The sequence below is a fragment of the Paenibacillus farraposensis genome (genome assembly GCF_020736845.1).
In the GTDB taxonomy this organism is placed as follows: Bacteria; Bacillota; Bacilli; order Paenibacillales; family Paenibacillaceae; genus Paenibacillus; species Paenibacillus farraposensis.
Genome location: NZ_JAFFQR010000112.1, coordinates 890,112 through 902,353, shown reverse-complemented (window position 1 = coordinate 902,353; position 12,242 = coordinate 890,112). Strand labels below are relative to the sequence as shown.

Genomic DNA, 12,242 nt, shown 5'->3' with positions numbered 1-12,242 from the left:
TAGATTGGTTGTTAAAGCCGTTGTCAAATAACCTATATTAAAGAAGCAAGTCATAAGCGGCAGTTAACCGGGATTAGAACTGGTGTTCTGGTTGTGATCAAAAAAAAGAGCAGTCTCTTTGGGCAGCCCGATTCGGGGTAAATAATGCTCCAGCGTTTCGTCAGCCTGTGGCGGTTTTCCTTTACTTAGCAAAAGTACAGCAAAACGATTGGCCTGCTGTTCAAATTTGCCTGGGGCAAAGTAGGAATGCTCTTCCATAAAAAAACGGCTAATGCCTTTATGCAGCCGGTCATGTCCCAATTCATGCGCACAGACAAACCGTTCCCATTCCGGTGTAAGGCCATTGTGGATGACGATAAATCTTCTGCGTAGTTTGTGGTAATACAGCCCTTTGGTTGTGGAACCCAGATCACAATAACGGATATGGATACCCAGAGCTTTGGCGATAAAAAAGGGACAGTTGGTACGGTATTTTCGGACGAGTTTGTGAATGAGTTCGTTCATACGCTCACCTGCTATCTTGATCTTTGTCCCCCCGGGGCTTTTGGGGCTTCTTGTGCTTGTTCATTTGCTTGGCTTCCCAGAACAGGCCTGTTAACACATCCTTGATCCGCTGACGGTCCGTCTCGTCCAATGGAATGCCGTCGAACATTAATTCATCGTCTTCTTCCAGCATTCTTTTGAAATCCCGGCGGTCCTTGGAGGTTGCCCATTCCGGCACAGGAGTAAGGGAGGATTCGTGTGAAGGCTGCTCTATTGAATGGTCATCTCCCCAATATCCGGCGGCTTTCATCATTTCGGTATAGGGTACGTCGAGTGCGTCCGCTATTTTACGGAGGGTAGAGGGTTTAGGAATGCCGCGGAGCCCATTTTCAATACGGGAAATTTGTGAGTTGCTAATGTCTGCGGTAGCTGCCAATTGGTTGATGCTCCATTGTTTTTGTTCGCGCTGCTGCTTTAAGTAAGTTCCGAATGCTGGCTGTTCCACAAAGGAGGCTCCTTTCTGAAATAGAATCATGAATTAGTTCCATTATACCATTAGGTAAAGAGCAAAAGCACGTAATATGCCAAAAGGCATAGAAAAATAAAGCGAGTATCCTGTTTTTGGGATCATACCGCTTTTTTTGACGATGGATAGAAATCCTAAATAATGCTATGTTATACTCAAGATGCGAACAAGATACGAACAAAATGTAAACATAGAAATTGTGAAAGCTAAAAAATTACTTCATTGACAAAAGGCATAAGATAAGGAGTGCTGCTTATATGAACAATAACTTGCCTGAATTGGATCGTCGTAAAACGCAAAATGCATTGGAGAACGTGTTTGAGAAGTACCGGATTTATAAAACGATAACCTTTATGGACCGGGAAAGCTTTATTACGGCTGGCTATACGGATCGGCCAAACGGCCCGACCAATGTGACAAGCGACCCGACGGCCCGGACAGCCGTATATAATGTAGATGCTCCTGCCGCCCGACTGGCCTATTGCGAAATGGTAGATGCTGTAGTCAGCCGCTTGAATGAACGCGAGCAGTTGCTCATCCGTGAGCGTTATTTAAAGGATGACGATGTGTTCGATTACAAGGTATACAATTATGTTCTGGACCCGCCGGTTAGCAAGGATACGTATACGAAGCTGCGCACACGTGCTTTTTACAAAATGGCGCTTGCGCTGGCGGATCAGGGCGTTTTGAATCTGGCAAGCCTGCAGAAGGGCGCGGATCGAAAACTGGTTAGTAAATAACACGGGGCAGCAAGGAGTATGAAGCACAGCGTCGAATAAGATGAGGATGCTCTCCTCCCAATTGAAGTGATCGCTAGCGACTGTCAGTATTGGATTAAAAAACCGACCGCAAAGTGTAGGAAAGAACTACAAGTTCATAAATCGATATCTTCTGGACGTGAACTGCATCATGGCTGCCTTTTTAATGAACTGCACCCCAATTGTTAGATATAACTAACAACTGGAGGTGCAGTTTTTTTATGTCCAAATGAACAGCTTCAGGATTCTGTAAAAAACGTATCATTTTCTTCTTGGGATTCCCTTGCCGCGGACGACTCTCATGGGCCTCATCATGTCGTAGTCCTCGTGCTCCAGAATATGACAGTGCCAAGCAAAAAGACCTGGGGGTTACAAATTTCTTAAGCGGCATAGCGTATTCCTCCTACCCAGCATTAGTAACATGGCTAAGACGTATGCCCTCAGGCCACATGTATTATAGCCTTATGTTGAGTAGGAGAGATGCGAACCGTACAGTTGCCTAACACTGCCTAAATTGAATAAAGTGCGGTTATTTTTTTGTGCAATATCGATATGGAGATTTAACGCAGCTATAACAATGGGAACATTCGTTCGCAAAATATCGCCTAACTTCATCCCTAGTCTCTGCTTTTATCGTCCATTTCTCCGTCAGCGTATTCATTATTAGGGTGTAAGATTATATCATCGGGAATCAAGACAAGAGGACATACCGAAGACACACACAGTCAAACGTTAGCCGGCCATCAGGGCCGGTTTTTTCATGCGGTTATCGTCTCTTCGGGTTCCCGGGAATTTGTCGTACAGAAAGGAGGAGTCGTGTTGCCTAAGCAAGGGATGCTGCAATGCATGAGTATGAGGCTGCGCCGGATGAGAGCACGAAAGTGGAGAAAAGCCTGGCTAAGCAGTCACAGCATGCGGGTGCAGGATGCGCAAAGGCGGCATGCCGCAGGATGAGACAAGCCTTTAAGCAAAAGCTCATTGACATTGTTCCGGCGCTGCAAGGGCGCGTATACGACGTTCAGCCACCGTCGCAGACGGCAGAGGAGCCGTATGCTGTGATGGCGCTGGGTGAGGAAATCTGGAAGTCTTCCTGGGCCGGCTATCGGCAGGTTGTTCGCATCAAGCTGTATGCAGGACAAGCCGGACTGGCGCAGGCCGATGTCTGGGCGAATGCCCTGATTGCCGGACTGCACCGACAATCAGTGACGGGTCAAGGTGAGGACACGTCGATTTTTACCCCGCACTATTTGGGCGCGCGCGATGCAGAAAAGCTGGACACCGTCACGGGCAAGGCCTATAGAACGCTGCGTTTTGGCGTGTATGTGCCTGAGACGGAGGGGAACTCGGCTGTCCCGGCAAGCGGTGCTGCCCAGCCGGATGAATGGCTGGCCGCCCTGACCCGCTGGACGCAAAAGCAGTTGGGCGAGACGTGGACGGTATACGCCGATACATGGCCCGCACAGCCGGGACGGCACGCGGTTCTATGGCGTTTAAGCGCCTGCGAGACCCGGATGGCGGGAGCCTCCATGTATGAGCTTCGCAAGCGGTTCATCGGGCATATTATGGCCCCGGACAGCGCTGAAGAGAACTGCGCAGCCTCCGCGCTGGTCGAGGGCTTTGCTGCTCAAATCCAGCTTCCGCTCGATCAGGCTCAGGGGCAGGGCCGTTATATAACGACAGCCGAAGCATCGGCAGATTTACAGGTGGATGCGATGTTGGACGGCCAGCTCCAGCTAACGCTGGTACAGCGGCGAATGCGCCCGGCTGAGGATGCGGCGTTGATTCGCAGAGTGGAAATTCATCCGATTTTGAAATGAGGAGGTCCGATTGACCTTGGAAAATCATGAGAAGAACCCGGTAAATCCCGGGCAGGAATCAGAAGGCCCCCGCTATACGCTGGAGGAGCTCAAGGAACACGCGGAATCACTGTTTTCCGTGAAAGAAGAAGTGCTGGACGGAGCCTTTTTTGGCGCACAGGACAAGCTGTTCACGGTAGCAGAAGCACACACTAAAATCGAACAATTTATGAAAGCGAAGGTGGACTAATTATGGCAGGCGGAACATGGGAAAACACGAATAAACCGGTATTGCCGGGTTTGTATATGAATTTTCAGGCGGCAGCAGCTTCAGCGATTCAAGGCGGCTCGCGCGGTACGGTCGTTGTACCCGTCAAGGCCAATTGGGGCCCTGTACGTGAATTTGTAGAGATTGGCAGCGAAACAGCCATTAGCCAAATCTTTTCAGGAGACAGTGAGGACGGTGCGACAGCATATTCCACACTGTATCTAGCTTTGCTGGGCGGTCCGAAAAAACTGCTCGCTTACCGTTTGGCAGATGATACGTCAGCGGAAGCATCCGTGACGCTGAAAAGCGACGGCGAGACACCAACAGACGTGCTGCGTTTGCAGGCTTTGTATACAGGTAGCCGCGGTAACGGTTTTGCTGTTACTGTACAGCCCGTTTTGGATGACGAACAGGCACGTGAAGTGCGCCTTTATGAAGGAACCAAGCTGCTGGGTACGTACAAAGGCAGTGACGGAACGGCAGCTTCGATTGCTGAAGCCATCAACAAAAACAGCGGAAACGTCTGGGTGAAAGCTGAGGTTGTCGGCAATGGCGGCATTCCGGCGGATGTCAGCGGAGTACACCTCGCTGGCGGCAACAGCGGTAATAGCAAACTGGTTAATGCCGATTACATCTCCATGCAGGAAGCGCTTGAAGGACAGGAATTTAATGTACTGGCGCTGGATTATGCAGCCGATATGGCATTGCTGCAAAGCTTTGCCGCCTGGATCAAGCGTGTCCGGAGCGAAGGCAAAGGCGTAGTCGCTGTATTCGGCGGTTCTGCAGCAGATGATGTGTCCAAAACGGCTGTCAGCGTAGCCTCCGAGCGCTCCCTGGTGCTGAACCACGAAGGTATCGTGAACGTCGGCACAGGTGTGCGTCTGGCCGGAACAGATTACAGTTCCGCCCAAACGGCTGCGTATGTAGCCGGACTGATTGCAGGCCAGCGTCTGAATCAATCCGCGACGTATGCGGTTACGCCTTTTGAGGACGTGACCCGCCGCTGGACCCGTTCCGAACAGGAGCAGGCTGTCCGTAACGGGGTTTTCCTGTTGTTCTTTGACGGTCGTCAGGTCAAAGCGCTGCGCGGGATCAACAGCTTGGTGAACCCGGCTGCCGGTCAAAACAATGCATGGAAGAAAATCCGCTCCATCCGTGTCATGGACGCGATTAATGCTGACTTGCAGCGTGCAGCCGAAGAGATTTACATCGGCAAAATCAACAATACGGTGGAAGGCCGTCTGGCCCTCATCGGTGCGATCAAAGAATACCTGGCACAGCTGTCTTTGAGCAACGTGATCGAGCCGAATGGCTATGATGTCATTCTCGACCCGGCCTATTACGGAGATGCTCCAGTAATTAAACCGGAGCCGGATCAAGTGTTCCTGCAATGGAACGTGAAGCTGACCGACGTGATGGAGCAGCTGTTCGGCACATTTTACGTGCAATAAATAGACATTTTACGTGCATAAGCATGGTGCGGCAATTCAGCAAGACTGAATTCGTTTTTTAATTATGAGGTTTTGGTAAATCCCAAACTATATTATGGATTATTTTGAGGAGGAAAAAGAAATGTTGGATGCTTCAAGAGTCATTTTAGGTACGTATGGTCAGGCGCATGTGGACGGGGTGTGGCAGACGAATATCAATAAGCTGGAAGCCAGCGTGGAAATGGAAAAACGCGAGCTGAATCTCGTGGGCAATGAGTGGAAGGTGCATAAGCGCGGTATCAAAAAAGGGACGGGCACAATGAGTGGCTACAAGGTCACATCCGATATGATTCGTCGTGGCTTTAACCGTTTTGAGATTATTACCAAACTGGATGATCCTGAAGCCTTTGGACATGAAAGTATTCGTCTCATCCGTTGCACTCCTGACAAAATCCAGCTTGCCAACTGGACAGCAGGCGAGGAAGTACAGGAAGAAACAACCTTCACCTTCGAAGGCTATGAGCTGCTTGATCCAATTGTAGCGAACTAAGTTGAAAAACGGGGGATGGGGTGCTGTCAGGCATTCCGTTCCCCAAATACAAATCAGGATTTTGTAAAATCCTGAAATTAAAAATAAGGGAGAATGACTTATGAGCTTGAATGACAATATGACAGAAGAACAAATTTTGGACAGCCTGTTTGAAGCTGCTGAAAAGCTGCCGGAGGAGACGGTTCGCATCAAGCGCCTCGATATGAAAATTGTGCTGCACGGCCTGACCTCCAGCAAAGTAGACAGCATTCGTGAACGCTGTACGATTCGGCGGACCGTGAAGGGTGCAGTGGATGAGAAGGTAGATACCGAGACCTTTAATGCCCTGCTGATCTCGGAAGCTACCGGCAAGCTGGAAGTGAAGGGCTTGTCTCTTAACGGCTGGGGCGATCCCCGGATTACAAGCCGCTTGAAGCTGTCCGGTGGCGAACAATCTGTCCGTCGTATGCTGCTGGCAGGTGAGCTGGATGCGGTAGGAGATAAGGTGCTGGAGCTGTCCGGCTTTGGCGTTGAGATTGCTGATCTAAAAAACTAATCGGCTCCGGGGGAATGACGACGATGCTGTACCACTTGTGGGTCCGGCACCACCTCCGTCCCGGAGACTTTTGGCGGCTTCCCCGCGGTGAGCGAATGCTGCTGCTGGCGTTTGCCGAGCAGGAAATGGACAGCATGGCAGCTTCCAAAGCATAAAGAAGGAGGTGAACATGATAGATGGCAGAAGCATTAAATTACCGCATGAACCTTGTGATTGATCCCAAAAACGTCATTAAGGCGAACCGCGAATTACGCGCAATGGAACGCTATTTTGAGCGGATTCAAGGGCGTGTTCTGAAAATCGGCCGTACTCGCATGGCCCCGGAAATTGTGCTGAACGATAAGGCCTCCAAAGGCTTGGATAATCTTTTGAGTAAGATTAACCGGGTCAAATCCCAGATCATTCGCGCCTCGGGGAACGTGGATTTGAAGGTGAAAAGCAGCAGTAGTGTATCTATCGACGGCATTAGTGGTCTTGTTATAGCTCTTAATAAGAATACAGTAGCAGTTAAAGGTAACTCCCGTTCAAATATATTTAAAAAAGATGAGCCTGCTAAGGAAGAAGAGAAAAAGCTTCCTGCTTGGGCTGAGGCACTGCAAAAGTATAATGAACCTGCCAAGGTTGTCCAAGAAGTATACAAAGGGGTTACTGGTGAGGATTTAAGTGCTAAAACTATCCTAAGTATTCCTGATACAATTTCAAAAGGAAAAGAAAAGTGGACAGCAACAAAAGACGCCTGGAGAGAAGGCGGCGCAATAAGCGGACTAAAAACTCTCTTTTCTTCAAAGAAAGAAGAGGCGGCAGAAGGAAACACTGAAGGTGCATCAGGCAATAAAGACCTTTCGGAGATTAAAGAATTAATTAAAAAATTAATTCAAGTTACGTCAGATAGATCTAATGGCGGCGGTATTGGTGGTGGCAATGTTCCTGGGAGAAGAGGCAGACGTTCAGGAGGCAGAAGGTCCGGGAGTAGAGGCGGTGGCCGGCGATCTTCGGGTGGTCAAAGAGATTTTAGCTCAAGAGCCGGAGATATTGCGAGGAATAGTACTAGAAATCAAAGCTCATTACGAGGAAGCAGAGGCGGACGACCAAGCGCTGCGGGTTCTGCGGAATCCAATCCCCGAATTAGTCCTGGCAGAAGAGTTCCAGGCCCAAGAAATAATCCAAGAAATTCTCCAAGAAATCCTCGGGGTCGTCGCTCTTCCAGGTCTGGTGGTGCTCTCAGCATTGTTGGAGGGTTACTGGCTGGTGGAACAGATCTAGATGCTTCCTCCGTTCTGGATATGGTAAAAGACAGCGGATTAGTAAAAAAAGTGAGCAAAAGCCTGGGCATAAGCAAAAAGTTCATTAGCGGGCCATTGGGAGTCTTGGCAGATGTAGCAAGCATAGCTACATCAGCTCCGGGCAAGGAACGCGCACAAGCGATTGGTTCCACTGTAGGTGGGGCTGTTGGGAGTTCGGTAGGGGGAGCAATAGGGACATTTTTGCTTCCAGGTGTCGGTACTGCTGTTGGCTCATATGTAGGCGGTTTAGCAGGTGACTTTTTAGGGGGCAAAGTAGGCGGCTGGATTTCAGATCATGGCTCTGAAATCAAGGAAAAGGCATCCAAGGTAACAGGCTGGCTTTCTGAAAAATCCAAAGCCTTTGGTGATAGCATTTCTAACTTCTTTTCTTTTGGCGGAGATGACAAGCCTAAGAAGGAAGTAATACCGCCCGCAGTTCCCAAACCTGCTGTACCACCTCAACCGGCTGTAGCCGTGGCCGCTAAACCGTTACCACCTATGCCGCCTTTCCCTGGCACTCCAGCCGTATATGGACCTATGCAACCAGGTGCAAAAGGCGTTCCTAACCATCACGGACCAATGGCTATCGCTAATCAGGGTGTCAACCCAAGCCCATTATTGAATACTGCGGCTCAGGCGAACAATGGAGCCAAAGCGAAAGGTAAAGTCAATGGCAATCCGACTCCTCAAGTGGTACAGATCAGCCCTGAGCAAATGGGAACACTGTCTGGCTTTTTGAAGGATTTTAAAACGGAAACCACCAACCAGTTCAATCTTCCAGCCGGGGCTGTACAGGTCACTGTGCATGAAAACAAGCTGGATGTGGATGGATTGATTACGCAAATTGGCTACCGTCTCAAAGCTGAAATTTTGCGGGCAACGCAAAACACCAAGCCGGCGGGCGCAGGAGCTGTGTAATACAGTGGAATGGTAGCTATGGGAAAGGAGGAAAGAGATGGAATTCAGTTTGACAGATGGCAAAGGATTTAAGTTTGTGTTTCCGGTGAATCCCGAGGAAGTAACGATCTCACGGCAAAAGGGGTTTGATACGGCGACGATTTTATCCTATGGGGAGTTTGATTTTCCGCAAGGGGAGAAGGTGAAGGAAATCTCCTTCTCTTCTTTTTTTCCCAAGGAGTACGATGAATCGTATTGTAAATATAGGAACATCCCTGATCCGCAGGAAGCTATGAATACGCTGAATGGTTTCTTGTTGTCTCAAAAGCCGCTGCGCTTCATTATAAGCGGGACATCCGTAAATGTGCCTGTTATTGTAGCCTCTCATAATTCGACCTTTCGGGGCGGTGAATCCGGGGATGTGAATTTTGATCTGTCGCTGCGGACCTGGAGGGAAATGAAGGTATCCAAAAAAGCTGGCAGCGGTTCGAAGTCCGCGACAGTCAACAAAAAGCCTCGGACAGATATGAAAGAAAAGAAAAAAACATATACGGTTAAATCCGGGGATTCCTTGTCCAAAATTGCCAAGCTGGAGCTGGGAGACAGCTCGCAATGGAGTCGTATTTATCAGCTTAACAAAAAGGTGATTGGGCAAAATCCGAATGCGATTAAACCGGGGCAAAAGCTGGTGCTGTTATGAGCTATAAAGTCATTTTACAGGATAAATATGATTTGTCGCCGCTCGTGGAGAATATCAATTTGAGGGACTCGCTAGAGCAAATCGCTTATCAGGGCACGGTCAATCTGGTCGTTACGCCCGATCTGCCGCCCATTTCTCCGGGGATGTCGATCCGTGTTAGCGGAATTCCGTATGGAAAAAAGGACTATGTCCCCTTGTTGTCCCCAGCCGTTGTCTGGGAAGTGGAAACCTCCAACAGTGGACTAAAACGCATGACGCTGACGCTGTATGATCGTACGGTGTATTTGGACAAATCGGAGGATGAATATTTGCTTCCTGCCAAGCAGACGGCTACCCAGCGTTTTCAGAAATACGCGAGGGATTGGAAGCTGAAAATCGCTTCTTTGCCGGATACGAAAAAACAGCTCGGACGCGCGGTATACCGGACACAGTCCATTTATTCCATGATGCTGGGCGATCTGCGGGAAACGGCTAAGGCGGGCGGCAAGCTATATCATCCACGGATGATCTCTTCCGGCTTGGAGCTGTACGAGCTGGGAACGAACAAAGATGTGTATGTGCTCGAGAGAGTCACGGATACAACACAATCCCGTACGCTGGAAGGCGCCGCCACGAGAGTGAAGGTGCTGGCTACGGCAGCCAGTGAAACAGGCAAAGAGGTTCCCTCCAAGGTGATGGCGATTCAGGAAAAGGACATTGCCAAATACGGAACCCTGCAGGTCATCGTACAGGATGATGAGGTGAAATCCGGTGCTGCGGCGCGTGAACTGGCCAAAAGCAAGCTGAGAGGCATACAGCAGACCATATCCGTGAATGCGCCGGACATGAACACGATTCGAGCAGGGGACGCGGTGATGCTCGGTTCCATGAAGCTGCTGGTCATTTCCGTGAGCAGGGAATTAGGGAATCCGGGCAGCATGTCGCTGGAGCTGGGAACATATGACGATGTAAAAAGGAGGTTTTATCTTGAATAAGGACCCCTACGGGCATTTGGTCACCGCTCTGCAATCCTCATTTCACAAGCATACCAAGCAAGCGCTGAGCGGAGTAGGCGCGGTGCTGGGCACGATTACCTCCACGGGACTCAAGCTGGACGATTTTAAACATGAGCTTCAGGATTATCTGGTCGCTGAGCTGCCGGGATTGCTGTCTGTGCCCCGTCATATGTATAAAGGGACCTCGGCCTCGGTGGAAGCCGAGAATTGGGAGGGCAAAGAGCTCAAAACTTCCTTTTATATCGGGGAGGACAAGCTAAAGGATGTAAATCTGAGCCTGAACGAAGGACTAAAACCCGGAGATCGTGTGCTTGCGGTTCGGGTGAATAGTGGTAACGATGTGGTTGTTGTATGCAAGGTGGTGAATGGACGTGGCTAATTTATTTCCGGAAACCGATGATTTGATTTGGACAGATACAGATATGACCGATCCGGATGTGCTGGAGGACCATCGTGCAGTATTTGGGCGAAGCTGGCGGTTTGATTTTGAAGCCGGAGAGTTCGTCATGAGCCCCAGTCGTAAAATCGTCGCCACAGGTGAAAAGGAAGCCTGGGTGCAGTGGTGTGAAAAAGCGATTCGTACCCCTCGCTACCGTCATGTGATTTATTCCCCTGACTATGGCAGCGAGTTGGAGGAGCTGATTGGCAGCAGCTACGGGCACGGAGTGCAGGAAAGTGAAATTAAACGCATGGTCACGGAAGCGCTGCTGGCCGATGCCCGAACAGCCAGTGTGGATCAGTTCACATTCCGCTGGGAAGGCGAAGCATGCCATTTTAGCTGCCAGATTACGAATGTGCGTGACGAAACGGAAATTGTGGAAAGTGTGGTGATCTGATGGCAGACTTGCCGGAATATCTGGTAGACCAGACGGAAGAGAACATTTTAAATCGGATGCTGGAAAAAGTGCCTTCGGACATTGATAAGTCCGAAGGCTCTTTTATTTGGGATGCGCAGGCTCCGGTCGCATTTATGCTATCTGAAGCGGCCATCTGGGCGCAGGAGCTGCTGCGGCGCGGCTTTGCCAGTACGGCAGCCAGCGACAACCCGGATTTTCACTCACCGGAACTGGATTTGCGAACAGCAGAGCATGGGGTGACAAGGCGAGAAGCGGTTGCCGCTTCAGGTACAGTCACGTTTACAGGCACAGCGGGAGCGACCGTTCCGGCGGGAACGCTGGTAGCGACTCCGGCAGATGATGTATCCGGGGAAGCTTCCATTGAGTATGCGACCACGGTATCGGTCACGCTGGATGAACAGGGGACAGGAACTGCGAGCATTCGGGCGATCAATCCTGGACGCAGCGGCAACGTGCCTGCAGGTGTCATTCAGGTGATGGCGACCCCGATTAGCGGTGTTTCCTCCGTAATCAATACAGAGGAAACGAAAAGCGGCACAGACATGGAGAGCGACCAGCTGTTGCTGGAGCGTTTTTATGCCAAGGTGCGAAACCAGGGCACAAGCGGCAACAAGGCGCAGTATACCCAGTGGGCGAATGAGATTGCCGGAGTCGGTGGTGTGGAGGTTGTTCCGCTGTGGAAGGGACCGGGAACAGTAGGTTTATATGTGCTGGACACGGACAAACGGGCTGCCAGCCCGGATATCGTCGCTGCGGTGCAGAAGTATATTGATCCGACCCAGGATGGTCAAGGCGAAGGGCTCGCACCAGCAGGTCCTGTGGTGACGATCATGCCAGCGAAGGAAGTGGCGATTAACATTTCGGTCAAAGTACAGCGTACCAAGGAGAAGCCGTCCACACTGGATGAAATCAAAAAGCTGATCGAAAGCGGTGTGCAGGCTTATTTGAAGCAGCTTGCTTTTTGCAAGGAAGACCCGTTGGTCCGGTATACCCGGATTTCTGCTGTTTTGCTGGACATTCCGATCATTATTGATTTCTCCGATCTGAAAATCAATGGACAGAGCAATCAGAATATTGAGATTGGAACAGGACAGGTGGCAGTGCTGGGGACGGTGAGTGTCAGTGAGTAACGCAAATGATAATGATACTTTTGCCAACCAGGTA

General features: G+C 50.1%; 15 protein-coding genes and 1 pseudogene. 13 read left to right on the top strand and 3 right to left on the bottom strand.

Annotation, left to right across the window (positions count from 1 at the left end):
• Positions 1-63: 63 nt before the first annotated feature.
• Positions 64-504, bottom strand: coding sequence for an ImmA/IrrE family metallo-endopeptidase (locus JO375_RS23030; protein WP_229526643.1), 441 nt, complete (start codon positions 502-504; stop codon positions 64-66).
• Between the two features lie 4 nt (positions 505-508).
• Positions 509-988, bottom strand: a complete 480-nt coding sequence (locus tag JO375_RS23025; RefSeq protein WP_229526642.1) for a helix-turn-helix domain-containing protein — start codon at positions 986-988, stop codon at positions 509-511.
• Between the two features lie 278 nt (positions 989-1,266).
• Here JO375_RS23025 and JO375_RS23020 point away from each other — a divergent pair, with 278 nt between their 5' ends.
• Positions 1,267-1,749, top strand: a complete 483-nt coding sequence (locus tag JO375_RS23020; RefSeq protein WP_229526641.1) for an ArpU family phage packaging/lysis transcriptional regulator — start codon at positions 1,267-1,269, stop codon at positions 1,747-1,749.
• A 279-nt stretch (positions 1,750-2,028) separates the two neighbouring features.
• On the opposite strand, the pseudogene JO375_RS23015 reads toward JO375_RS23020, so the two are convergent.
• Positions 2,029-2,124: pseudogene (locus tag JO375_RS23015) on the bottom strand (multicopper oxidase domain-containing protein); the annotation flags it as partial.
• 485 nt (positions 2,125-2,609) lie between these two features.
• Between JO375_RS23015 and JO375_RS23010 the strand changes: the two are divergent.
• The 12 genes from JO375_RS23010 (at position 2,610) to JO375_RS22960 (ending at position 12,208) form a co-directional block, all read left to right on the top strand.
• Positions 2,610-3,584 (top strand): hypothetical protein, encoded by a 975-nt coding sequence (locus JO375_RS23010; protein ID WP_229526640.1) that lies wholly within the window; start codon positions 2,610-2,612, stop codon positions 3,582-3,584.
• A 10-nt stretch (positions 3,585-3,594) separates the two neighbouring features.
• Entirely contained in the window at positions 3,595-3,813 is a 219-nt protein-coding gene (locus JO375_RS23005; protein ID WP_229526639.1) for a hypothetical protein, read from the top strand.
• Between the two features lie 2 nt (positions 3,814-3,815).
• The gene (locus JO375_RS23000) at positions 3,816-5,282 is read left to right on the top strand and encodes a phage tail sheath subtilisin-like domain-containing protein (RefSeq protein ID WP_229526638.1); all 1,467 of its coding nucleotides are present in this window, start codon (positions 3,816-3,818) and stop codon (positions 5,280-5,282) included.
• Positions 5,283-5,403: 121 nt separating this feature from the next.
• Positions 5,404-5,811 carry a phage tail tube protein gene (locus JO375_RS22995; RefSeq protein WP_007429163.1) on the top strand — a complete coding sequence of 136 codons (408 nt, stop codon included), beginning with the start codon at positions 5,404-5,406 and terminating at the stop codon, positions 5,809-5,811.
• A 100-nt stretch (positions 5,812-5,911) separates the two neighbouring features.
• Positions 5,912-6,346, top strand: a complete 435-nt coding sequence (locus tag JO375_RS22990) for a phage tail assembly chaperone (protein WP_229526637.1) — start codon at positions 5,912-5,914, stop codon at positions 6,344-6,346.
• Positions 6,347-6,369: 23 nt separating this feature from the next.
• A complete protein-coding gene (locus JO375_RS24675; RefSeq protein WP_007429165.1) occupies positions 6,370-6,501 on the top strand; it encodes a hypothetical protein in 132 nt (43 codons plus the stop codon).
• A 21-nt stretch (positions 6,502-6,522) separates the two neighbouring features.
• Positions 6,523-8,547: a hypothetical protein gene (locus JO375_RS22985; RefSeq protein WP_229526636.1), complete on the top strand. Its 2,025-nt coding sequence runs from the start codon at positions 6,523-6,525 to the stop codon at positions 8,545-8,547.
• A gap of 37 nt (positions 8,548-8,584) precedes the next feature.
• Entirely contained in the window at positions 8,585-9,226 is a 642-nt protein-coding gene (locus tag JO375_RS22980) for a LysM peptidoglycan-binding domain-containing protein (RefSeq protein WP_229526635.1), read from the top strand.
• On the top strand, positions 9,223-10,200 hold the full coding sequence (locus JO375_RS22975) for an XkdQ/YqbQ family protein (RefSeq protein WP_229526634.1): 978 nt from the start codon (positions 9,223-9,225) through the stop codon (positions 10,198-10,200). The genes JO375_RS22980 and JO375_RS22975 overlap by 4 nt, the downstream gene beginning before the upstream one ends.
• Positions 10,193-10,600: a hypothetical protein gene (locus tag JO375_RS22970; protein WP_229526633.1), complete on the top strand. Its 408-nt coding sequence runs from the start codon at positions 10,193-10,195 to the stop codon at positions 10,598-10,600. The genes JO375_RS22975 and JO375_RS22970 overlap by 8 nt, the downstream gene beginning before the upstream one ends.
• Positions 10,587-11,057, top strand: coding sequence for a DUF2634 domain-containing protein (locus JO375_RS22965; RefSeq protein WP_229526632.1), 471 nt, complete (start codon positions 10,587-10,589; stop codon positions 11,055-11,057). The genes JO375_RS22970 and JO375_RS22965 overlap by 14 nt, the downstream gene beginning before the upstream one ends.
• The gene (locus JO375_RS22960; protein WP_229526631.1) at positions 11,057-12,208 is read left to right on the top strand and encodes a baseplate J/gp47 family protein; all 1,152 of its coding nucleotides are present in this window, start codon (positions 11,057-11,059) and stop codon (positions 12,206-12,208) included. The genes JO375_RS22965 and JO375_RS22960 overlap by 1 nt, the downstream gene beginning before the upstream one ends.
• Positions 12,209-12,242: the final 34 nt, after the last annotated feature.

What these genes read in the sequence shown, in the direction of transcription:
- JO375_RS22995 (WP_007429163.1), top strand. Translation starts at nt 5,404, where the DNA reads ATGTTGGATGCTTCAAGAGTCATTTTAGGTACGTATGGTCAGGCGCAT.
- JO375_RS22980 (WP_229526635.1), top strand. Translation starts at nt 8,585, where the DNA reads ATGGAATTCAGTTTGACAGATGGCAAAGGATTTAAGTTTGTGTTTCCG.
- JO375_RS23000 (WP_229526638.1), top strand. Translation starts at nt 3,816, where the DNA reads ATGGCAGGCGGAACATGGGAAAACACGAATAAACCGGTATTGCCGGGT.
- JO375_RS23020 (WP_229526641.1), top strand. Translation starts at nt 1,267, where the DNA reads ATGAACAATAACTTGCCTGAATTGGATCGTCGTAAAACGCAAAATGCA.
- JO375_RS22965 (WP_229526632.1), top strand. Translation starts at nt 10,587, where the DNA reads ATGGACGTGGCTAATTTATTTCCGGAAACCGATGATTTGATTTGGACA.
- JO375_RS22990 (WP_229526637.1), top strand. Translation starts at nt 5,912, where the DNA reads ATGAGCTTGAATGACAATATGACAGAAGAACAAATTTTGGACAGCCTG.
- JO375_RS22985 (WP_229526636.1), top strand. Translation starts at nt 6,523, where the DNA reads ATGGCAGAAGCATTAAATTACCGCATGAACCTTGTGATTGATCCCAAA.
- JO375_RS23030 (WP_229526643.1), bottom strand. Translation starts at nt 504, where the DNA reads ATGAACGAACTCATTCACAAACTCGTCCGAAAATACCGTACCAACTGT.
- JO375_RS22960 (WP_229526631.1), top strand. Translation starts at nt 11,057, where the DNA reads ATGGCAGACTTGCCGGAATATCTGGTAGACCAGACGGAAGAGAACATT.
- JO375_RS22975 (WP_229526634.1), top strand. Translation starts at nt 9,223, where the DNA reads ATGAGCTATAAAGTCATTTTACAGGATAAATATGATTTGTCGCCGCTC.
- JO375_RS23010 (WP_229526640.1), top strand. Translation starts at nt 2,610, where the DNA reads ATGCATGAGTATGAGGCTGCGCCGGATGAGAGCACGAAAGTGGAGAAA.
- JO375_RS24675 (WP_007429165.1), top strand. Translation starts at nt 6,370, where the DNA reads ATGCTGTACCACTTGTGGGTCCGGCACCACCTCCGTCCCGGAGACTTT.